The sequence below is a fragment of the Lentibacillus salinarum genome (assembly GCF_042679865.1).
Taxonomy (GTDB): Bacteria; Bacillota; Bacilli; order Bacillales; family Amphibacillaceae; genus Lentibacillus; species Lentibacillus salinarum.
In genome coordinates this window covers 103,021-125,759 of record NZ_JBHTNH010000028.1, presented here as the reverse complement: position 1 = coordinate 125,759, position 22,739 = coordinate 103,021, and the positions used below count along the sequence as shown (strand labels likewise).

23 protein-coding genes are annotated in these 22,739 nt (G+C 45.5%); 5 read left to right on the top strand and 18 right to left on the bottom strand.

The window, feature by feature from the left end; genetic code table 11:
- Nucleotides 1-7 precede the first annotated feature (7 nt).
- The 10 genes from ACFQ4A_RS13390 to ACFQ4A_RS13345 form a co-directional block, all read right to left on the bottom strand.
- On the bottom strand, nt 8-931 hold the full coding sequence (locus ACFQ4A_RS13390) for a two-component system regulatory protein YycI (RefSeq protein WP_382401457.1): 924 nt from the start codon (nt 929-931) through the stop codon (nt 8-10).
- A gap of 2 nt (nt 932-933) precedes the next feature.
- The gene (locus ACFQ4A_RS13385) at nt 934-2,244 is read right to left on the bottom strand and encodes a YycH family regulatory protein (RefSeq protein WP_382401455.1); all 1,311 of its coding nucleotides are present in this window, start codon (nt 2,242-2,244) and stop codon (nt 934-936) included.
- Nucleotides 2,244-4,073 (bottom strand): cell wall metabolism sensor histidine kinase WalK, encoded by a 1,830-nt coding sequence (gene walK, locus ACFQ4A_RS13380; RefSeq protein WP_382401453.1) that lies wholly within the window; start codon nt 4,071-4,073, stop codon nt 2,244-2,246. The genes ACFQ4A_RS13385 and walK overlap by 1 nt, the downstream gene beginning before the upstream one ends.
- Before the next feature lie 9 nt (nt 4,074-4,082).
- Nucleotides 4,083-4,787, bottom strand: a complete 705-nt coding sequence (gene yycF / locus ACFQ4A_RS13375) for a response regulator YycF (protein WP_382401451.1) — start codon at nt 4,785-4,787, stop codon at nt 4,083-4,085.
- A gap of 431 nt (nt 4,788-5,218) precedes the next feature.
- Entirely contained in the window at nt 5,219-6,706 is a 1,488-nt protein-coding gene (locus tag ACFQ4A_RS13370) for a peptidoglycan DD-metalloendopeptidase family protein (protein WP_382401449.1), read from the bottom strand.
- 332 nt (nt 6,707-7,038) lie between these two features.
- Nucleotides 7,039-8,325 (bottom strand): adenylosuccinate synthase, encoded by a 1,287-nt coding sequence (locus ACFQ4A_RS13365; protein ID WP_382401447.1) that lies wholly within the window; start codon nt 8,323-8,325, stop codon nt 7,039-7,041.
- A 199-nt stretch (nt 8,326-8,524) separates the two neighbouring features.
- Complete coding sequence (dnaB, locus tag ACFQ4A_RS13360; RefSeq protein ID WP_382401445.1) at nt 8,525-9,898, bottom strand: replicative DNA helicase; 1,374 nt, start codon at nt 9,896-9,898, stop codon at nt 8,525-8,527.
- 51 nt (nt 9,899-9,949) lie between these two features.
- Nucleotides 9,950-10,396: a 50S ribosomal protein L9 gene (rplI, locus tag ACFQ4A_RS13355; RefSeq protein WP_382401443.1), complete on the bottom strand. Its 447-nt coding sequence runs from the start codon at nt 10,394-10,396 to the stop codon at nt 9,950-9,952.
- Complete coding sequence (locus ACFQ4A_RS13350) at nt 10,393-12,366, bottom strand: DHH family phosphoesterase (RefSeq protein WP_382401441.1); 1,974 nt, start codon at nt 12,364-12,366, stop codon at nt 10,393-10,395. Before ACFQ4A_RS13350 ends, rplI begins: the two co-directional genes overlap by 4 nt.
- A 27-nt stretch (nt 12,367-12,393) precedes the next feature.
- Nucleotides 12,394-13,341 (bottom strand): YybS family protein, encoded by a 948-nt coding sequence (locus tag ACFQ4A_RS13345; protein WP_382401439.1) that lies wholly within the window; start codon nt 13,339-13,341, stop codon nt 12,394-12,396.
- Between the two features lie 405 nt (nt 13,342-13,746).
- On the opposite strand from ACFQ4A_RS13345, the gene ACFQ4A_RS13340 reads away from it, so the two are divergent.
- Genes ACFQ4A_RS13340 through ACFQ4A_RS13325 form a run of 4 tightly spaced genes read left to right on the top strand, consistent with a single transcriptional unit; the run spans nt 13,747 to nt 16,331 of the window.
- Complete coding sequence (locus ACFQ4A_RS13340) at nt 13,747-14,241, top strand: hypothetical protein (RefSeq protein ID WP_382401437.1); 495 nt, start codon at nt 13,747-13,749, stop codon at nt 14,239-14,241.
- On the top strand, nt 14,241-15,008 hold the full coding sequence (gene modA / locus ACFQ4A_RS13335; RefSeq protein ID WP_382401435.1) for a molybdate ABC transporter substrate-binding protein: 768 nt from the start codon (nt 14,241-14,243) through the stop codon (nt 15,006-15,008). The genes ACFQ4A_RS13340 and modA overlap by 1 nt, the downstream gene beginning before the upstream one ends.
- Before the next feature lie 12 nt (nt 15,009-15,020).
- On the top strand, nt 15,021-15,704 hold the full coding sequence (gene modB, locus ACFQ4A_RS13330; RefSeq protein ID WP_382401433.1) for a molybdate ABC transporter permease subunit: 684 nt from the start codon (nt 15,021-15,023) through the stop codon (nt 15,702-15,704).
- Between the two features lie 6 nt (nt 15,705-15,710).
- A complete protein-coding gene (locus ACFQ4A_RS13325; protein ID WP_382401431.1) occupies nt 15,711-16,331 on the top strand; it encodes an ATP-binding cassette domain-containing protein in 621 nt (206 codons plus the stop codon).
- A gap of 46 nt (nt 16,332-16,377) precedes the next feature.
- Here the strand turns inward: ACFQ4A_RS13325 and rpsR are convergent, their stop codons facing one another.
- The 7 genes from rpsR to ACFQ4A_RS13290 all read right to left on the bottom strand — a co-directional run bounded on the left by rpsR (nt 16,378) and on the right by ACFQ4A_RS13290 (nt 21,251).
- Complete coding sequence (gene rpsR, locus ACFQ4A_RS13320; RefSeq protein WP_382401429.1) at nt 16,378-16,608, bottom strand: 30S ribosomal protein S18; 231 nt, start codon at nt 16,606-16,608, stop codon at nt 16,378-16,380.
- A 98-nt stretch (nt 16,609-16,706) separates the two neighbouring features.
- Nucleotides 16,707-17,201, bottom strand: coding sequence for a single-stranded DNA-binding protein (ssb, locus tag ACFQ4A_RS13315; protein ID WP_382401427.1), 495 nt, complete (start codon nt 17,199-17,201; stop codon nt 16,707-16,709).
- Between the two features lie 15 nt (nt 17,202-17,216).
- Nucleotides 17,217-17,507 carry a 30S ribosomal protein S6 gene (gene rpsF / locus ACFQ4A_RS13310; protein WP_382401425.1) on the bottom strand — a complete coding sequence of 97 codons (291 nt, stop codon included), beginning with the start codon at nt 17,505-17,507 and terminating at the stop codon, nt 17,217-17,219.
- Between the two features lie 219 nt (nt 17,508-17,726).
- Complete coding sequence (ychF, locus tag ACFQ4A_RS13305) at nt 17,727-18,827, bottom strand: redox-regulated ATPase YchF (protein WP_382401423.1); 1,101 nt, start codon at nt 18,825-18,827, stop codon at nt 17,727-17,729.
- A 213-nt stretch (nt 18,828-19,040) separates the two neighbouring features.
- Complete coding sequence (locus tag ACFQ4A_RS13300) at nt 19,041-19,238, bottom strand: DUF951 domain-containing protein (RefSeq protein WP_382401421.1); 198 nt, start codon at nt 19,236-19,238, stop codon at nt 19,041-19,043.
- A gap of 12 nt (nt 19,239-19,250) precedes the next feature.
- Nucleotides 19,251-20,153, bottom strand: a complete 903-nt coding sequence (locus tag ACFQ4A_RS13295; RefSeq protein WP_382401419.1) for a mechanosensitive ion channel family protein — start codon at nt 20,151-20,153, stop codon at nt 19,251-19,253.
- Between the two features lie 72 nt (nt 20,154-20,225).
- Nucleotides 20,226-21,251 (bottom strand): YkvI family membrane protein, encoded by a 1,026-nt coding sequence (locus tag ACFQ4A_RS13290; RefSeq protein WP_382401417.1) that lies wholly within the window; start codon nt 21,249-21,251, stop codon nt 20,226-20,228.
- Between the two features lie 85 nt (nt 21,252-21,336).
- Here ACFQ4A_RS13290 and yyaC point away from each other — a divergent pair, with 85 nt between their 5' ends.
- Nucleotides 21,337-21,960, top strand: coding sequence for a spore protease YyaC (yyaC, locus tag ACFQ4A_RS13285; RefSeq protein ID WP_382401415.1), 624 nt, complete (start codon nt 21,337-21,339; stop codon nt 21,958-21,960).
- Between the two features lie 51 nt (nt 21,961-22,011).
- Here the strand turns inward: yyaC and ACFQ4A_RS13280 are convergent, their stop codons facing one another.
- Nucleotides 22,012-22,716: a DUF554 domain-containing protein gene (locus ACFQ4A_RS13280; RefSeq protein ID WP_382401413.1), complete on the bottom strand. Its 705-nt coding sequence runs from the start codon at nt 22,714-22,716 to the stop codon at nt 22,012-22,014.
- Nucleotides 22,717-22,739 lie beyond the last annotated feature (23 nt).

The window sequence follows — 22,739 nt, the reverse complement described above, 5'->3', positions numbered from 1 at the left end:
GTAACTGTCACTCCGATTCCTGAATCATTGATAATTTGTCCTTCAAATGGGCTGACATGTACGCCTTTAATTCACTGTCGTCATCATGTTCCTGGATTTTTTCGATCGTATTGGTGACGGCACCAGTTAAAAAGGTCAGTTCATCACTGGAAATAATCAGGTTTTCAATCGCATTTACATAAAAATTCGCCTCATCATTGACGGTGATCGTCCAGGTTGGTGAAAACACCTGCTCTCCGCTCTCCAGTGGAATACGTGTATGAAATCCCATATTGACGTCCGTAATCTCATCGCCGCTTTGCAGCCTGTTGCTATCGAATAAAGCCTGTATGGCCTTGATCGGCTCGATGAGTGACTGTTCTTCCGAAGGGGACACATCGTCATCAAGCATCGTCTCGGTGTAAAACAGCATTTCATTGTCATCATTTAAATAGACAAGCAGGATGCCGCTATAGTTGTAATAAATAGGCAATTCATTTTGTTGCTGGAAAAAAATGAGGACGTTCATGTCTTTATTCCAGCCGCCGAATGTATAATGCTCAGGTGAAAGAACCCGGCTTTCCACTAATTCATTGATTAAACGATTATCGGCATCCTCCGGTATGGCAACCGGTTCCTCAAATCGCGATAGAATGAGATGTTGATTGACAACCTCTGCCTGCTGATTATCCAGATCTTCGAAAAATGCCAACTCATCGTCCGTAAACGATTTTTGGCTCAAAGAGACATAAGGGACATCAAAGTCTCCCTCGGGCAGATCAGCACTGATACTGATATTTTCGGATTCCAACTGCTGCTCAAATGATGATTCAGCCGTATCCGGCAAGGCATATTCCGATTCATCTTGTTTATTGATTAACAGCACCAGTAAATAAATGTTCAGGACGAGGAAGCAGAGGATAAATAACGTTTTAATTTGTTTCCATTGCATCCTCAGTCCCCCCTCTCTTCCGCTTTGTCAAACGCCGAAAAATCGATCTTCTGCCAGCTGCCATTATCATTCATAAACCAGGCCGGCTCCAGGGTGATGGCATCTGCACTGCTGCGGTAATTTAAATCATAGCCGATTTTAATACCTTCCAGATCAGCCAGGTCATAAGTCGAGCTGCTGTCAAGGTACTCGAGCACCTGACTGCCTGAGCGGAGTGTTGTCGAATCATCCTCGCCGAGATAATTTTCCAGACTGTACAGTGGGCGGTTGTATTGATGCAATTCCTCGGCACGATATTGCTGCTCGATGATGGTTGAATAATTACTGCCGAAAACAGGGTAGCCGTCGTAAAACAGCTGATAACGAACAGTATTAGTCTCTGCGTTGACATCAATATCCCTTAAATGATAGTCATCGGTCCATCCCCGGTGATCATTAATGTGCGTCATGCTTTGCGTCAGTAATGCTTCCGGTTCCATTTGTGCGTAGGATGACTGCAGCGGATTCTGGAATTCCATCGTTCGTCTGTTCGGATAGACACGCATAATACCGCGTGCGCTGTCAGTAAAATAAATTTCATTCTCACTTACCTGGCTTCGGGTGACAATGTCGGGATTTGTAAACATGATGTCGACCATGGCACCCGAATCAATCGTCTGTACAGCTATCGACTTGGTCGCAACATCAACCTCATCAGCCGGTATATAGAACGGGTCATCTGCCGCCTCCACCTCTAGAAATTCCGTCAAACCCTCATACGCTGTAAGATCATCCCACAGGCGATCATATTTTTCGGAATTATTGACGATCGCGGTTGCTTGCTGCTCACCGTCCTCAGACAGGAAAATCACATTCAGCGCGTTCGTATCCTGGTTAAAGGTGATGAACAGACGCTCAAATCCCCAATCAGGCCACTCAACATCCTCATTAAATGTGAAAAGTGCGCCCGCCATGTTCATCGGTATGGTATCCGGAAAAATGAATTCAACCTGATACGCCTCAGATGGCGGGCCATTGCTGTCTGTTGTCCGGAAATTATACATCACCCATGATTGCATATCGCTGTATAGTGACTGTTGATCTGTTGGATCTGCGAAGCCGAAATAATGCCCGTCATTCCGGAAAACAATTGATCCCGGCTCGACCAACCTTTCCATCGTTTCCTCGGTGCCGCCGAGATCAGTACTGTCTTCAACAACATCCTCGGTTAAATTTCCCATCTCCGGCCTGTAACTCCACAGGGCAAATGTCAGCAACAAACTGATGCCGATCAGTATCGACAATATAAATGTTTTTACCGTTTCCAGACGCATTAATGACCCCTCCGCTTCTTATTCACCAGCGGAAGTGTAAAGAGTATGGTCGTCCCTTTACCTTCTTTGCTTTTTGCCCAGATACTGCCCTGATGTGCTTCGATGATTTCCCTGGTAATCGCTAGCCCAAGGCCTGTACCGCCCAGCTTGCGTGACCTGGCTTTGTCTGCACGATAAAACCGGTCAAATATTTTATCGACTTTATCATGCGGGATGCCTGTACCCTCATCGGTTACAGACGCAAGCATCTGGCCATTTTGTTTGGATACCTTGAAATGGATCATACCACCTTCTGGGGAATACTTGACCGCATTGGAAATAATGTTATCCAGTACCTGCGCCATTTTATCCTGATCAATCCAGACGTCATACAGTCCTTGCGGCAGATCACGCTCCAGTGTGATGTGTTCTGATACATTCATCTCAAACCGATCTATAACCCCATGGAAAAAGCTGATAAAATCCAGCTGTTGCTGATGAAGCGACTCACTTTTATTATCCATGCGCGAAAGCTGCAGAAGATCATTGACCATTCGAATCATCCGGTCGGTTTCATTTTGGGTGACGGCCAGAAATTTCGGCGCGATGTTTTTGTCTTCCCACGCCCCTTCGGTTAAGGCTTCGATATAACTGCGTATCGTTGTCAGGGGTGTCCGCAGCTCATGGGATACATTAGAAACAAACTCACGGCGATCCCGGTCAACTTCTTCCTGTTCCGTGACATCACTGAGGACGGTAATAAAGCCGCTCACATCATGGTCCTCATCCGAAATCGTGGAAAACTTGGCCCGGATCATGTAAATGTTAGCGTCTTCGCTGAAATCAATGATCATCGAGCCGCTGTCAGGCAGCTCCGAAATATCCACCGAACTCTCTTCCAATTGTAGAACATCCAGCAAAAATTTACCCTGTGCCTCTTCCGGATCCTGATGAATGAGCGCCCCGGCGGCATCATTCAATAACGTAATAAAACCGTTCCGATCCGTCGCAATGACGCCGTCCGACATATTGGACAGGACGGAGCTCAACTTACGCCTCTCTTCTTCGGTCAGAGCCCTGGAATGTTTCAATTTAGCATTCAGATCGTTAAACGACTCGGCAAGCTGGCCGATCTCATCCTTGCCATACACATTAACCTTTTGGGAGAAGTCTTCTCGGGCCATCGTCTGGGCCTGTCTGCGCATTTCCTGAATCGGCCTCGTAATCGCTCTGGCCACTAGAATGCCCAAGAAGGCCGATACGGTAATCGCTAAAATCGAACCCCGTAGAAACACCTGGTTAATATCATTCAGCTGACTGTAGACACCTTCCAATGACGCTTCGATATACAGTGCGCCAACTTGTGTCTCCTCATTGTCAAAAATTGGGACAGTCCGTCTGTAAGTCCGATTACCTTCCTGGTTGTATACATTGCCTTTGTCTTCATGTCCGAAACGCAGCACATTATTGATGAAATCATCGGTTGTTTTCTTGCCGGTGTTGCTGCTACCTGCCGTATCATTGGACGCAATGATACGGCTTTGCATATCGATAACCTGTATGTTGATGATATCCGCTGTGTCATTGACTCTGACAATATCCTGTACTTCTGCTTCAAGTGATGGCGTGTCTTCGTCATCCTCAGAGCGTTCTTTGCTGAAAGCCTGCTCGAGATTGACTTCCAGAATACCGACAGTGGCCTCGATGGATTCCTCAAAGTTCTCTCGCAGTTCGGTTTCCAAACCACGTACAAAATACGCACCGATAACCTGAATCGTGACAAGCAATAACAAAATAAAAATAATGATAAATTTTAGTTGTATGGATCGGAAAAAGCCAACTTTATGCATGGGCGTGACCTACTCCTGTTCAGGATTACGCAAATAATAACCGACGCCCCTCCGTGTCACAATCCACATCGGACTGCTCGGATTATCCTCGATTTTTTCACGAAGGCGTCTGATTGTCACATCCACTGTACGGACGTCACCAAAATAATCATAACCCCAGACGGTTTCCAGCAAATGCTCACGTGTCATCACTTGGCCAATATGACGGGCCAGATAATGAAGCAGTTCAAATTCCCGGTGTGTCAGCTCCACCTGTTCGCCATCCCGTGTCACGGCATAAGCGTCCGGATGAATGACCAGCCGCCCGATTTCGATGTTTTTAGTCGTCTGCACGGCGTCATCCGGCAGCTGCTTCTGTCTGCGCAGGTTTGCCTTGACCCTGGCAATGACTTCCCGGTTGCTGAACGGCTTGGTCACATAGTCATCCGCACCAAGTTCCAGCCCCAGTACCTTGTCAATTTCTGCATCTTTGGCGGTCAGCATGATAATGGGCATCATCTGTGTCTTGCGAATCTCTCGACACACTTCATTTCCATCTTTACCCGGCAGCATAATATCAAGCAATACAAGATCCGGTTTCTCTTCTTCGGCTAGACTGACTGCCTCATCACCGTCATAGGCGATGACCACCTCGTAACCTTCTTTTTCCAAATTAAATTGCAAAATATCCGCTATCGGCTGTTCGTCGTCTACTACCAGTACTTTTTGTGCCATAAACCGTCACTTCCTTTTTTCGGCATTGGTAATCTTTATGATTGATCAGCATGGACGTTCGTCGCTAAGCGTGTTTCGCTTCCGTCATGTCCAACATAGTTTTTTCAAAGGTTTCATATCAGACCGGAAAAACATCCGGCTCTATTGAATACACATTTGTACGTGCTTGATTCTATTCTATCGTATTTTGGCTTAAATGTCTTTTATTCGAAATAGAAATCAGTCTTTGGACACAGGGGAAATCCGGAAAACAGACCCTGACTTACTTCATTTAGCAAATTTCTATGCAACTGCTGAATCAGATGTCATTCCAAAAAGTATGACAAAAAGCAACAATCCTTTAGAAAACAGCCTTTAACAAAAAGACTGACTCATTCCGGGCTTGATTGAGTCAGTCTTGTGTCGTATGTTTTTAAACATGGTTGCTTTTCTTATAAATGATCCTGCGGGTTTTGCCGCGATCCGTTTTGGTACACTTCAAAATGGAGATGGACACCGGTTGAGTTTCCAGTTGATCCCATGACGCCGATTTTGCTCCCTTTCTCGACTTTTTGGCCCGGATCGACACTGATAGATGACAGGTGGGCATAGACGGTCTTCATCCCGTTATTGTGGTTAATCACAACCTTATTACCATAGCCACCGTCATCATAGCCAGCCGAGACAACCGTTCCGTTATCAGCTGCCTGGATTGTACGATTGCTTGTCCCTGAAATATCAATGCCTTTATGTGTTGAGCCCCAGCGTTCACCCATCTTGCTTGTGACATGGCCGCCGGCAGCTGGCCACCCCAGGCTGCCTGTGCCGCGTGATGGCGCCGTTTTCGTCCCCTTGACGACAATCTCTTTAACCGGTTCTTCGGTCGTCTTTTCATCTATTACGTCTTTATTGGTGACCTGGCCATTCGTTTTTTCGCGTGTGTAATGGACGATTTTTTTGCCTTGCTTTCCTTCCTGTTTGACTTCTTTCTCGCCCTCGTACAGGTCATCTGATTCAATAACTTCTTTTTCATAGTCAATCGTTTCTTCCTTCATCTGCTCTTCTTCAACCAGAACATCAACAAATGGCTCGTCATCGGTCACGTTAAGTTCCTGGTCAATCTGCAGGACGGAATCCTCCGTCAACCCGTCGTTTAAGTCCAACAGTTCATCGATGGTCATATCATACGCACCAGCAATATCACCGAGCACTTCCCCTTTTTCGATGTGGTGGACTTTTTTTTCCTGTGCACCTTTCTCGAGGCGTTTCAACCCATCTTTCACCGTTAAGATATCTGACGGCGGCACATCCCGTTCGGCAAAAGAAACGTCTTCCGACAACGTGACGCTGGTAAGCATTGTGTCACCCGGTTCCAATTTCGTGTCATCTTCGTTGTTGACGAGTGTTTGCCGTTTATACACTGACGGCTGATTTTCCTGTTCGTCGGCAGACAGCTGCTCGAGTTTGTCTTTATCAGCGTAGTTTGTCTTGTATTGTTGCAATGCTGTTTCCGCCGCTTCCCGGTCTTTAAAATAACCGACCGATTGATCGGCCATGTTCAACTCAACGGCTTCTGCGGCAATAGATAAGCTATTGTTAAGTTGCTCAGTCACGTCGTCATTGTCGAAAGATGGGTTGAAAACACGTTCCGATACAAACGTGACATCTTCCCGAATCATCAGGTTGTCATCACTATCGTTGTCTTCCGCTGTGTCGATTTTTTCCGTCATCAAGTCTTCAATGACTGATTTATCGTCTACTTTACCTATATGGTCATCATCCACATAAACGTGGTATATTTTTTCCATTGTTTCATTGTCATCGGCATAAACCGGGCTACCTATTACAACCAGCGCCAGACCTGCCATCATGCCGATTTTTGTTAGCATGCCAAACCTCAGCGTTGCGCGTTTCTCAGTCTTTTTATGTACCTGAAGCAAGACTTGTTCCCCCTCACCATTCCAAATACGCTATGTCTCTATCTCTGTTGTCTGTAGACTTTCTCTTTTACCACATCCAAATCTACCACAGTTCCTATTGGGATAAAATATGTCGGACGCAAATGTAATCGAATTGTATAATAACTGACAGTTTTTTACATAATGTAGACGAAAGGTGTTGTTTTGAGGGGGATTGTAGCGGTTTTACTAACTATTACATTTTCATGACAAAAGGTGCCGTATTTACAGGTGGCTAACTGACAATCAGGGGGGATGACAGAACAACAAAACCCCCGCCTGTCCGAGCAGAGGTTTTGCTTTACACGTCTTATTTAGCTGTACACACTTCGCACAATGTTGGTCTGCTTGCGGTCCGGGCCGACGGAGAAAATGGATAACGGAATTTCAGTCAACTGTGAAATCCGCTCCAGATAATGCCGGGCATTTGCCGGCAGGTCATGAATGCTTTTGACGCCGGTAATATCTTCATGCCAGCCCGGCATTTCTTCATAGACTGGTTCACATTCGGCCAGTTTATTTAAATTGGCCGGGAATTCATGAATCGTTTCGCCTTTATAGTTATAAGCAACACAAATTTTCACGGTATCAAGTCCGGTCAGTACATCCAGAGAATTGATGGATAAATCGGTAATCCCGCTCACCCGCTGGGCATGGCGGACGACAACGCTGTCGAACCAGCCAACACGGCGCGGTCTGCCTGTCGTTGTCCCATATTCATTGCCGGTTTCACGGATTTGGTTACCGATTGAATCATTAAGCTCGGTTGGGAACGGGCCGTCGCCGACACGTGTCGTATAAGCTTTTGATACACCGACAACATGATTAATTTTCGATGGACCGACACCAGCGCCAATCGTCACACCTCCGGCAATCGGGTTGGAGGATGTCACAAACGGATAGGTCCCCTGGTCAATATCAAGCATGACGCCCTGTGCACCTTCAAACAAAACACGCCGGCCATCATCAAGCGCGTCATTCAGGACGACTGACGTGTCGCACACATACGCAGCCAGCTGCTGGCCATATTCGTAATACTCGTTCAGGATAGCCTCCACATGGAAAGGTGCCACTTCATACACCTTTTCAAACAGGCGGTTTTTCTCTTGTAAATTTTGCTCCAACTTCATGCGGAATGTTTCTTTGTCCAACAAATCGGCAATCCGTATCCCACTCCGGGCCGCTTTATCCATATAAGCAGGGCCAATGCCTTTTTTCGTCGTACCGATTTTATTCGCGCCTTTTGCTTCTTCCTGAAGGGCATCCAATTTTAAGTGGTACGGTAAAATAACATGAGCGCGGTTGCTGATACGCAAATTGTCCGTTGATACATTGTGTTTATGCAAGTAGGCAATTTCTTCGGTAAACGCCTTCGGATCAATGACCATCCCATTCCCGAGAATACATGTTTTATCATTGAAAAAAATACCGGATGGGATCAAGTGCAATTTATACGTGACATTATCAAATTTAATGGTGTGCCCGGCGTTATTTCCGCCTTGGTAACGGGCCACTACTTCGGCATTTTGTGACAGAAAATCGGTTATTTTTCCTTTTCCTTCATCTCCCCATTGGGTACCGACTACTACAACTGAGGACATAGCGCACCTCCGTATTTCAATATGTGTCTTTTCGTTATTAACAGCGCTAGTTTATCACTAAATAACCCGATTGTCAAAATAATAAACGAACGATATATGTAGATTATCTTAATAATGTTCGCCATCTAACATAAAAAGAAAAGACTTCTCTTTAGAAATAAAACAAAATAAAAACAGCTCCATCAGGTGAAGCTGTTTTTTACACTTGGACCGGCTGTGGCGGCACGTCGCTTTCCGAATAGCGATGATCGAGATCGACGAACTTATTGTATTCTTTGACGAAGGCGAGCTCGACATTGCCGACCGGTCCGTTACGCTGCTTGGAAATAATAATTTCGATAATGTTTTGTTTCTCGGATTCCTGATCATAGTAGTCATCCCGGTATAAAAACCCGACAATGTCAGCATCCTGCTCAATACTCCCCGACTCACGCAAATCCGACATCATCGGCCGTTTGTCCTGCCGTGCTTCGACCCCACGGGAAAGCTGCGACAGGGCGATTAAAGGTACATTCAGCTCACGGGCCAAGGCTTTTAAGGCGCGGGAGATTTCCGATACTTCCTGCTGTCTGTTCTCCCGGGAATTGCCGGTTCCCTGAATCAGTTGCAAGTAATCGATCAAAATCATGCCAAGCCCGTGTTCCTGCTTGAGCCGGCGGCATTTTGAGCGAATTTCGCTGACACGGATACCAGGAGAATCATCAATATAAATGCCGGCATTGGAAAGGCTTCCCATGGCCATCGTCAGTTTGCTCCAGTCATCCGCTTCCAGCCTGCCTGTCCGCAAGCGCTGCGAATCGATATTGCCTTCTGCGCAAAGCATCCGGGAAACGAGTTGGTCAGCGCCCATTTCCAGACTGAAAATCGCAACATTTTCATCGTTGTTGACGGCCACATTTTGCGCAATATTCAAGGCAAACGCTGTTTTACCAACTGATGGACGGGCGGCAATGATGATCAGGTCATTGCGCTGGAAGCCGGATGTAATCTGATCCAGGTCCCGATAGCCTGTTGGAATGCCGGTTATATCACCATCATGATGGTGCAGCTGTTCAATATTATCATAGACATCAATCAATACATCTTTAATCGCCTTAAAAGAACCTGTATTTTTCTGTCCAGAGACTTCGAGAATGTTCTTTTCCGCTTCATTTAAGACATCTTCCACGTCATCTTCATTGGAAAAACCTGACGTGACAATATCAGTGGCTGTCCTTATCAGCCGGCGGAGGATGGCCTTTTCTTCCACGATTTTGCTGTAGTACACGATATTGGCGGCGGTTGGAACACTGCCGGCCAAGTCGGATAAATAGGAAACACCGCCGACCTCGTCCAGTTTTTTCTCATTGGTCAAAGACGTTGTGACGGTGACAACGTCAATCGGTTCACCTTTATCCGTTAACTTCAGCATCGCCTCAAAGATCCGCTGGTGGCTTGCCCGGTAAAAGTCTTCAGGCATTAAGCGCTCAGCAGCTGAGGACAGGGCGGAAGGCTCCAGAAAAATAGCCCCAATAACGGCCTGTTCCGCCTCAATATTATGTGGCGGTGTCCGGTCATTCCAAAGTTCACTCATCGTCTTCCCTCCTTGTGGAGAGATCTATTCCTGTTACGGTCAATCCGTTGTTTACTGCTCCACAACGTGAACTTTGATGGTGCCCGTCACTTCTTTGTGTAGCTTTACCGGTACATCGGTATAGCCAAGCGTACGGATCGGATTATCCAGTTCAATTTTACGTTTATCGATTTTGTAGCCATAATCCTTTTTCAGCGTGTCGGCAATATGCTTCGACGTAATGGAACCGAATAAACGGCCGCCGTCACCTGCTTTAGCTTTGATATCAACGTTTAAGTCAGCAAGCTCTTTTTTCAGCAATTCGGCTTCTTTCTTTTCCTCCTCTGCCTGCTGCTGCTCTTTTTTCTTCTTGGCATCCAACGCTTTCAGGTTGCCGGGTGTCGCTTCCTGGGCCAGATTATTTTTCAGCAGATAGTTGCGGGCATAGCCATCTGAAACATTTTTTACGTCACCTTTTTTTCCTTTTCCTTTGACATCCTGTGTGAAAATGACTTTCATTCGTTTTCCCCTCCTATAAAATAGTCTTCCAATATATCTTTCAAAAGTGCCTCGGTATCATCGATGGTTGTATCTTCAATTTGGGTAGCCGCATTGGTTAAATGCCCGCCCCCATTCATTTTTTCCATAACGACTTGAACATTGACATCGCCAAGTGAACGGGCGCTGACGCCAATCCGCCCATCATGACGCTCAGAGATGACAAATGACGCATTGATGCCGCTCATCGTCAGCAGCGTATCAGCCGCCTGAGCAATCAGGACCCCACCATAAACTTCATCAGGCTCCCCTTTGGCAATGGCAATGGTATCATGATAGATTTTCGCCCGTTCAATTAATCTGCTTCGTTTAATATAAATATCCAGATCCTCTTTCATAAACCGCTGCACTAACACCGTATCGGCACCTTTAGCGCGCAGATAGGACGCAGCATCGAATGTACGCGATCCTGTCCTAAGCGTGAAACTTTTCGTGTCAACAATGATGCCCGCTAGCAATGCTGTCGCTTCCACCATCTTAAGCTTCAAGGTGTTTGGCTGGTATTCCAGTAGTTCGGTCACGAGTTCCGCAGTTGAGGAAGCATATGGTTCCATGTACACAAGCGTTGGATTGTCGACAAATTCCTCGGCCCGCCGGTGATGGTCAATCACCACTTTATATTCTGCCTTATTTAACAACCGCTCATTGGCAACCATTGACGGTTTGTGGGTATCAACAACGACAACGAGACTACGACTGGTCATCAGTGCTTCTGATTCATCCGGGTCAATAAAGTGCTCCCACAAGTCTTCATCTTCTTTTATCTCCTCGACAAGTCGATGGACACCGGTATCAATATCATCCGGATCAAACACGATATAGCCTTCCACATCATTGGCTTTGGCAATGTTTAAAATGCCGACAGCGGCGCCGAACGAGTCCATGTCCGGTGCTTTATGACCCATGATGATGACATTGTCACTTCCCTGAACAAGATCCCTCAAGGCGTGGGAAATCACTCTGGCCCTTACACGGGTCCGTTTTTCCATCGGATTGGTGCGCCCGCCATAAAAACGGACTTTACCGACATCATCTTTAATGACAACCTGGTCACCACCACGTCCCAATGCCAAATCAAGACTTGATTGCGCCATTTCGCCTAATTCCGGCAGAATGCTGTCACCGACACCGATGCCAATACTCAAGGTGACCGGCAAATTCTGTTCGGCGTTCAGTTCCCGCACTTCATCGAGAATATCGAATTTCATTTTTTCCAGCTGATCCAGTGTTTCTTTGGTCAACACAGCCAAAAACCGGTCCTGCGATGTCCGTTTTAAATAAAGACCGTAATCATTGGACCAGCTGTTCAAGACAGATGTCACTTTTGAATTCAACTGGCTCTTGAGCGTATCGTCCATATTCTGGGTAATTTCCTCATAGTTATCAAGAAAAATAATGCCTAAAACAGTTTTCTCATCATGATACCGTGTCTCAATTTTCGATTGCGTGGTACGGTCGGATAAATATAAGAGCCGGTCGTCTTTTTTGATAGTTATTTGAAAATGATAGCCGTCCAGCTCGAGCCATAGCTCATCATCATTTTCCTTAATTTTGGACGCCAGATCATCCGCAAGTATGTTCAGTGACTGGCCGACCAATGTGTCATCTTCGATCAGTCGATTCATATACGGGTTGGCCCATTCGATCTTATAATCCTCATTATATAAGATGATCCCGATCGGCATTTCCAGCAGCGCTTCTTCTCCGACACGTTTGACACGGTGGGAAAGTGTTGCGATATAGTTTTCTGTTTCCTGCTGCAATTTGTATTCTATTCGGATGCTATAGTAAAGAATCCCCGCCAGTACGAACGTCAGCACCAGCCCGAGTAGCCATTGAAAGTACCAGATAAAGCCAAGCAGTATGACAGCTATGAAATAGACCACCCATAAATGACTGCTTAACCCTGATTTCTTTTGAATATCCTGCATATCATCAGCTCCTACCTGAACTCCCACTCATGTTTTATCATTGGAAATGCGATCCCTTAACGAAAAGCCTATATCAATTATACCTAACAGACGAACGAGGTAAAGAAGGATAAACGGCAAAAATAGTGTCAGGATGATACTGGTAATCGGGAGTGCTTTCGACATACGCTTCGTATGAGCATAGTAAAAAATAAACGAAAAGCCTTGCAATGTCATGAAGATTCCGGTAAGCATCAGGACATTGTGTACAGCTGTATACAACATGCCAGTCTGCTCCTGGTTAAAGAATGACAGGATTAACGCAAAAAAGTAAATCCAGATTAATGAAACCGGCAGTCGCAATGACCGAAACGGCGGAAAACACAGCTGTTTACGTTCCAGCCGGTTGATCAGTTTGTAACTAACCCACTGGCTGATCCATGCCAGCACAAGCGCCGCAACCGCTACCCATACCGGCAGTAAGTCTGTCAGCATCGCAAGCTGTTCGGTCACCATGTTCACTTGCTCTTCCGACAATTCGGCTAGGCCAAATTGCGCCATCATATCCTGGCTCATAGTGAGTGACTCCTGCATCGACTGATTGATTTCAGTGACCAGGTTGACCTGGAATGCTAAATGGCCGAAAGCAAAGATAAACACCATCCCAATCACAAAACCGATTGTTCCTCTGGCCAGGGTTTCATAAGCGGAGAAGTTCCGATAAATGGCACTTCCAGCCATGATGCCGCCGAGCCCCATTAATAACGGCAGCGGCAAAGAAATGATGGATGTCAACAGCACTGACAGAACCGACGCAGCGATCAGCATCACCATGGCCGGCTTCCAATCATAACGCGAGGCATAAAAAATAAACGGTACCGGCAATAAAAAGGCAGCGACCAATGAGATAATGGGAATAAAGGCAGCAATCAGCATTAGAGCCATAAATATTGCCGTAAGCAATACCCCATCTGTCAGTTGTTTTGATTGATTCATCAATTGCACCTCTTCAGTTTAATAAATCGTTGTGGTTTATTTAACATGTTTATAGAAGGCTGTTCAAAAAGTTGAACTTGTCCCCCCTTTTGAACGCATGATAAGCATACAAGCTTATTGTTACATGATAACATGATTTGAGCTTTCGTTGGTGTGTGAACTAGACATATACAAAAATTCCCGCCCATATAAACAATCATTTTTCCGGCCAACCGGATACACGGATTGGATAAGCGGCCTAACAGGTACCGGGACACTTCCGGTTGCTGTTATTGCCCGGGAAATATTTACGGAAATTTGTCGAGAATTATTTTTCAAAGATTATTCATAGTCAATAGGTGCTTAATCGGCTATTTTTTATTATAATAAGAGTGTTGTACGATATTGCAACCGGAGATGAAACGTGTGATATTTTTACGAACATTTTTAAACAGTATCAAATTGCCGAATAAGCAGGCCATGTTTAAGCTGAACCGGGTTGGTATGGACATCACGGTCGTCTATATGTTTATCCTGCTGCTGATTGTCTCCATCCCATCAATCACTAATCAGTTGACAACTGGCGCCGGAGCACAAATGAACCTGCTTTTCTTTTTAATCTATTTTTTAATATTTAATTATTTACCCCTGACGATGATCGTTTTTTTGTTTCTGACGCTGATGGCCTATATCGGGACAGGCATAACCAAATTATTGCGACGTAAAGTCCGGTTTCCCATGCTTTGGAAACTGACGGCATACATAACAACCATTCCATTTTTGCTCTATACGGCGCTGGCCTTCTTTTTTGCCATTGGTGATGTGTTTGCCGCCTTATTTAGCTTATATACATTCTTGTTCTTGATCAAACTGATAACCATTTATCCGAAGCGAAAAAAACGAAAACAGGAGTTTTACTGATGCGTTATATATTATCCGCCATTTTGATTAGCGCCCTATTGGTTCTAGCCGGCTGCTCGAGCAAGGAAAACCAGGATGAAACCGAACTGCTTGTGGCGGCTGCTTCCAGTTTAACGGACACACTTTCCGAACTGAAACGGGCTTTTGAAGCTGAACATCCTGACATCGCGTTGACATTAAATTATGGTGCTTCCGGTAAACTTTCCCAACAAATTTTACAAGGGGCGCCTGTTGATGTGTTCCTGTCTGCTGATCAGCAATGGATGGATTACCTTGCCGCGGAAAATAAAATTGTAACGGATTCACGGGTTGACTTCGCACAAAACCGACTTGTCCTCATTGCCAACCAAAACGTTTCCTATTCAGTGAACACATTAAGCGAATTGCCGTCGCTTCCTGTCGAACAAATGGCCATTGGTGACCCGGATACTGTACCAGCTGGAAATTATGCTAAACAGGCACTGAGCAACAGTGATGTTTGGGGTGATTTGGAAAATGCGTATGTTTACACGAATAACGTTCAGCAAGTCCTGACCTATATTGAATCCGGGAACACAGAAATTGGAATCGTTTATGCCAGTGATCTCAAGCGTTCCGGATTGGTCAATAAGCTGCTGACCATCGATCATAAGCTGCATGAGCCAATCCGCTACCCTGCTGCCGTGACAGCCTCAAGCCGGTCGCAAAAAGCAGCTGAAACATTCACACAGTTTTTGCAGACAGATCAAGCACAAGCCATATTTCAAGACCATGGATTTTCCGGTTAGAGGGGTACACGTATGGACTTAACACCATTACATTTGTCGTTAAAAATTGCCGGGATTGCGACCGTTATTGTTTTTGTGGCTGGCATCTTTTTGGCCAGGGTGATAACACGCAGCCAGTTTCCGGGTAAGCGTATCGTTGAATCGCTGCTGATGCTGCCGCTAGTACTACCGCCTACTGTCGTCGGATTCGGGCTGCTCTATTTATTCGGCAGCAGTGGGCCGCTCGGCAAATGGCTGTTGCACTGGTTTGATATACAAATTGTCTTTACATGGACAGGCGCTGTCATTGCAGCGGTTGTCGTTGCATTTCCGTTAATGTATCAGAGCGCGGCTGCCTCGTTTCAAACATATGAGCTCAATCTGGAAAATGCGGCCCGAACCATGGGTGCTTCGAGATGGCGGGTCTTTTGGACCATCTCGTTTCCACTTGCCTGGCCAGGGCTATTAGCCGGACTCGTGCTGACGTTTGCCAGGGCACTGGGCGAATTTGGCGCGACATTGATGGTTGCCGGCTACATACCCAATCAGACTGAGACCATTCCACTCGCCATCTATTTTGCCGTGGAAGCGGGTGATCGAGATGTCGCGTTATTCTGGGTGATTAGTATTCTTGTGATCGGCTTTGCGGCCATTTTATGGCTGAACTGGTGGAGCGGACGAAATATTTTACGTTTTACGCGTGATAATAGGCGGTGATGAGACATGTTGACGGTCAATATACAGAAAAAGCTGCCATCGTTCTCACTTGATGCCCAATTTGACGTTGAGCGAAACATTGTCGTCCTGTTCGGTCCGTCCGGGGCTGGCAAAACAACCATTCTGAATTGTATTGCCGGGATTGACCAGCCTGATTCTGGACACATTACGCTGAACGGGCGGCATCTTTTCCAAACGCATGCGAAACCGGTCCCGATCGCCAAGCGAAATATCGGCTATTTGTTCCAGGATTATGCCCTATTTCCGCACATGACCGTGGATAAAAATATCCGCTATGGTCTGAAGAATGAACGGCTGTTACATCATCTTTCGGCATTGACGGGGATCGATCACTTACGTCCTAAGTACCCGCAGCAGATTTCCGGCGGGGAAAAACAGCGTGTCGCCCTTGTGCGTGCATTAGTGACGCAGCCGGAAACACTGCTTTTGGATGAGCCTTTTTCATCGCTGGACCATGAAACCAGAGTGGAATGCCAGGATGAATTATTAAGGCTCCATAGCACGTGGGACATTCCCATTTTGCTGGTTACCCATGACGCGGAAGAGGCAGGCAAACTTGGGGACCGGATTCTGCATATCGATCAAGGCCAGCTGGTCCGAAAATAATTAAAGCCCGATTCACAGCAAAAAGGCTTGTGAATCGGGCTTTTAATTATTCTGTCACGTATGGCAATAGTGCCATTTGACGGGAACGTTTGATGGCTTTTGTCAGTTTACGCTGATACTTTGCGGAAGTACCGGTTACACGGCGCGGAAGAATTTTTCCACGTTCCGAGATAAACTTCCTCAAAAGCTCAACATCTTTATAATCAATGTGTGTTATCCCGTTCGCTTTAAAGTAACACACTTTCCGACGTTTTGAACGACCTCGGCGAGCTGCCATGTTATAACCCTCCTTATAATGTTTAAACGACAGGAAGTATCGCCTTTCGGATAAATCGGTTAACTTGCCGATTTTCTTTCCAATCCGACACCCTTCCTCTAAAACGGTAAATCATCATCTGAAATATCAATCGGCTCTCCGTTATCTTTGAACGGATTATCGTTTGTCTGCGGTTGATTCGTCTGGTTCTGATTCTGGTTCTGATTCTGGTTCTGATTCTGGTTCCGGTTTGGCTGGAATCCTGATGGCTGCTGATCCCTGTTCTGTGATGATCCTTTTGACTCCAGGAACTGAACACTGTCGGCTACAACCTCTGTTACAAAGACGGTATTTCCATCCCGTCCTTCAAATGTGCGTGACTGCAGTCGGCCATCGACACCTACCATACTGCCTTTGCGCATGTAATTGGCAAAATTCTCGGCAGCACGGCGCCAGACAACACAGTTAATGAAGTCGGCATCCCGATTTCCCTGCTGATTGGAGAAAGGCCGATTAACAGCGACGGTAAAATTCGCTACAGCAACGCCATTTGGTGTATAACGTAAATCAGGATCCTTCGTTAATCTGCCAACAAGAACGACACGATTCAACATCAGAACCACTCCCTATTATTGATCATCTTCTCGAATTGCCATGTGACGAATTATATCATCCGTAAACTTCGCTTGGCGGTCAAATTCATTGATGGCATTTTCATCGCCGCTGAAGTTAATGACGACATAATAGCCGTCACGATAGTCATTGATTTCATATGCAAGACGTCGCTTGCCTTTCTCATCAACTTTATCGATCTCCGCCCCGTTATCGGTCAACACGTTGCTAAAGCGCTCAATCAAATTGGATTGCGCTTCTTCCTCCATGTCCGGGCGGATGATATACATGATTTCGTATTTTCTCATCCGTTACACCTCCTTTTGGTCTAAGCGGCTCTTTTTCAGGAAAAGAGCAAGGAGTAATCTTGATTCCATTACTCACAGTGGAGTATTATATCAAAATATGTCCTAAAAAACAAGCATTCGAGAGATCCTGATTTGTTATACATTTGACGCTATTTCCAACCTGCAAAGGCCTTTCCGTATTAGCGACTTCCTTGTAACCGGGCGTTTGCGCCTTTGATGTTAAACATTAAACCTGAAGTGGATGACATCGCCATCCTGGACAATGTAATCTTTTCCTTCGAGGCGGGCTCTGCCGTTATCCCGGGCCTTGCCCATGGAACCTGCTTCCATCAGATCGTCATATGAAACCGTTTCGGCACGGATAAAGCCCCGTTCAAAATCTGAATGGATAATGCCCGCTGCCTGTGGTGCTTTAATTCCTTTTGGGAATGTCCAAGCACGCACTTCCGGTTCGCCAGCTGTAAAATAAGTCCCCAAGCCAAGTAGGTGATAGGACCGTTTGATCAGCTGATCAAGCCCGGATTCCGTAATCCCCAGATCATTGAGAAACATTTCCTTTTCTTCGCCATCCAATTCAGCAATTTCCTCTTCGATTTTCGCACAGACGACAATCACTTCAGCATTTTCATTGGCGGCATATTCCTTGACCTTCTGCACCTCTTCATTGGCGTCCGGGTTCTGCACATCCGCTTCACTCACATTGGCAGCATACAGAGCCGGTTTCGACGTCAAGAGATGCAGCCCTTTCACCAATTTCCACTCATCGTCGGAAAATTCGAGTGCCCGGACAGGCTTTTCCGCTTCTAGTCCTTCTTTCACCTTTGTGAGAAGATTATATTCGGCAACAGCTTCCTTTTCTTTCTGCCGTGCCATTTTCTCCACCCGCTGCAGCCGCTTATTAACAGTTTCCAAATCGGCCAGTATCAGTTCCAGATTGATGGTTTCAATATCATCGAGGGGATCGACTTTGCCTGATACGTGCGTAATATTATCATCACGGAAACAGCGGACCACCTGGCAAATCGCATCCACCTGGCGGATATGCGATAAAAACTGGTTCCCCAGTCCTTCCCCTTTGCTTGCGCCTTTAACAATCCCGGCTATATCCGTAAATTCAAATGTGGTCGGAATTGTTTTTTTCGGTTGTACCAATTCACTTAATTTATTTAAGCGTTCATCGGGAACTTCCACAATGCCCACATTCGGATCGATCGTAGCAAATGGATAGTTTGCCGCTTCAGCACCCGCCTGGGTGATCGCATTGAACAACGTTGATTTGCCAACATTCGGAAGTCCGACAATTCCTGCTGTCAAAGACATTCAACTTTCACTCCTTAAGGATTCCATTCATATGAACGTTTCAGTCATTCCAATTATAATACAAGCTGTGTAAATGACAAGCAATGAAAAAACAAAAATAAGCATTGAAAAATGCTTATTTTGCCAGATTCCTATTCGGTTATGCTATTTTCCATCCGGCCACATCCAGAAACGGAAAAATTAAACGTCATGGACGAAATTTTGGCCGAATTTTTACGTTTCAGCCTTGTCCACAACTTTTTTCATTTTTTTCGTAAATTCTTTGCGGGGAATCATAACACTGTGATCGCATCCCATGCATTTGATCCGGATATCCATCCCCATACGGATAATTTTCCAGCGATTTTCACCGCACGGATGTGGTTTTTTCATTTGAACAATATCATTCATACCGAAGTCTTTATCTGCCATATATGGTCCTCCTTACCTATCCCTTTCACGGTCGATTTCCAGCGACGTCGGTTCCTGGTTCCGTGAATACATGACAAGGCGCGGTGCTGGTATTTGAATGCCTTGCTTATAGAGCACTTCTTTAACTTCCTTCCGGATAATGCGTGCCCCGGCCCATTGATAGGATGGCAATGTTTCAGCTATTACCCGGATAACATAATGCGACGTTTCCAATGACTGGACCCCGATAATCTCCGGTACCTTGACGATTTCTTCATAGTGATCCGGCAGCCTCTTAGCCGTATCATCAATAATCTGTTCAGCGGTCACCACATCATTTTCATACGGGACATTAATATCCACGACAGCGAGACCGTTATGAATCGAATAATTCGTCACTGGCGTAACGTTGCCATTTGGCAGGACATGTTGCTCACCAGTCCAGCTCTCGATTTTGGTTGTCCGCATCCCGATTTCTTCAACAAAACCTTCAGCATTGGCTACGCGCACATAATCCCCCACCGAAAATTGATCCTCGAATATAATGAAGAAACCGGAAATAATGTCCCGCACCAGATTCTGAGCCCCGAAACCAATCGCAATGCCGGCTACACCAGCACCAGCTAATAAACTTTTTATCGGTAAATTAAATGCACCATCCAGAACCGTGATAAAAGCCAGGAAGTATACCGTATATTTCAATGCATTCTTGATCAGTTTTTTGATCGTTATTTCACGTCGCTCCGTGATGCGTAATGGTGAGTGGGCCCTCGTTTCAAACAGTCGGTTAATGATCTTATTGCCCACCCGGATAATGATCATGGCAACGAAAAGAATGGCAATGGCTTTCAGTACAGCCTCTCCTATATTGATCCAAAGCTCCGGACCGCTAACATAATCCCATAGCTCCCCAAGCTCTTGACTGACAAAGTCCACGTAACCCCTCCCGGCAATCGTTATACAAGTTGATTTTACAACAATGACCGGTTTATGAAAAGAAAAGCGCCGTCACGACTGCTTATGACCAGGGTTACGCCACAATGGATAAAGCAGTAATCGTGTCAGCACGTACAAATTCAAAATACCATATACCGGATAAATATAATTGATGAGTGTTGAAAAGCCTAGCGTTGTGAGTGGCACCATTGCGGCAATACTAAGAGCTGCCAGCAGCCAGATCGGCGCATTCCAAATACTTTGCAACCTGGTGACAATGCCCATTATACCTGAGGCAGCCGTTGTAAAAATCGCAAACCATAAAAGGATCGACATAAAGATAAGTATTTCAAATGGATAATGCCGCAGGATGGCAAATAATGGAATTTCATATAATAGCAGTTCATCAGCAATCTGAATTAAACTGCTGTTGTAAATAAATGAGAGAACCCCCAGAATCAACCCGCTACCGGTTGCCGCAATATAGATTTCCTGTTTCGTTTTAACTTTGTTGCCGATCGCGCCCAGTACAGCAATCAGCGGCAGGATATTCAATGCCGTAAAAGGAAAAGCGGCTGTCCAATTACGCTGTTCATGCAAATGAGATAGCATATTCAATCCTTGATCTCTTGTAAATAAAATTAAAATAAACAACAGACCGCCCAGCAATAACGGTAAGACAACCTGGTTCATGGTCAGCAAACCGCTGATATCTTTTAAAAACAACACAATCAGGCTGACCGTTATGACCAGAACCCCCCACCAGAAGGAAAGATTAAAAGCTTGTCCGGTTGCACCGCTTCCCGCTATCATAACAACAGTCGTCGTCGATAAATATAAAAATATCATGATATCATATACTTTTGTCAACCTGTCCCCCACAATTACACGGAGCACCGGCAAATAGTCATTCGAGGCCTGCTGGTAGCTAACACGCATAATGACATAGCAGCTCACAGAAAAAAACACCGTAAACAGCAGGATAGCCAGTCCACTTTCATAGCCAAAAAATTGCCACAGCTCCTGTCCTGATGCATAACCGGCTCCAATCGTTGTTCCAATGATTAAAAACATCCATTTCAGACCTGCCCGTAACATCGCTTCTCCTCCATTATACTGACCGACGTATAGTTTAATCATTTTTGCCGTATACTAATATCAATATGTTTGTGGAGGAAAAGCTATGAATCTCATGAACCGTTTCATCCCCAAAAAGGAAAAACTGCAAATCCACTATACCGATCCCCTGCTGATGGACAAGATGAACGAGCGAATTATTTCTTGGCTTCCAACAGCCCCGAAGGAATATGTCGTTGTGTGTATTGGAACAGATCGATCGACTGGTGATGCACTTGGGCCACTGACAGGATCTTATTTAATCGAGATGAAACCAAAGCATTTCCATGTGTACGGCACGTTATCCGATCCTGTTCATGCACAGAATATGGAAACGTATGTGCAGCACATTTACAAGCAGCACCAACACCCATATATCATGGCGGTGGATGCATCACTCGGTAAAACAACCTCAGTCGGGACAATCATTACGGACACCGGTTCACTCAACCCCGGAGCAGCTCTGAATAAAAAGCTTCCGCCCATTGGAGATATCCATATGACCGGGGTGGTAAACATCAGCGGATTCATGGAATATGCCACCCTGCAGAATACAAGGCTTTCTCTTGTCGTCGAAATGGCGAAACTTATAGCTGCTTTATTGAACAAAGTCGATCAGCAATTGACTTACAGCCGTTCAATTCCGGCTATCCCGGCACATAACATGACCAACGTTAAAAAAGAAATGTAAAAAACTCTACCACTAATCGTAGTAGAGTTTTTCGTAATGTATGTAAGCCAGCTAAACTAATAAATAGACATAATAGACAAGTCCAACTGTTAAAATGGCCGGCAGCAGATTTCCCACTCGTATTTGAATGATATTTAACAAGTTGAGGCCGATTGCCATAATCATAAGCCCTCCGACTGCTGTTAGTTCACCAATCAGTCCATTTAAAAACGTTTCGGGAATCCAATTATTAATTTGTATTGCCAACAAGGCAATCGCTCCCTGATAAACGACTACCGGTATAACCGAGAATATCACGCCAAATCCGAGTGTCGTGGTTAACACAAGCGCGACAAATCCATCAATGACCCCTTTTGTGATCAGAACTTCATGATCACCGCGTAGACCGCCATCCAGTGCCCCAATAACGGACAAAGCACCAATGACAAAAACTAAAGAAGCCGTAATAAACCCTTGAGTAACACTAATATTGTCATTTGTCGTCGTAAATCGCCTGCCAACCCAATCTCCCAAGCGGTTCAACCCTTCTTCCAAACGGATGAACTCACCTATAATGGCGCCTGATAACAAACTTAACAGCACAACGATAATCGCTTCCGTTTCCAACGCCATTTGCAAGCCGATTAAGATAACCGCCAGCCCTATACCATGCATGACGGTTTCCTTGTATCGTTCCGGGATTTTGGTGAAGAGTAATCCGATCAAACTTCCCACTATGATGCAGATACCGTTAACAATTGTTCCGAATAAAGCCATAAACCCAACCCCAATTTGTCCAT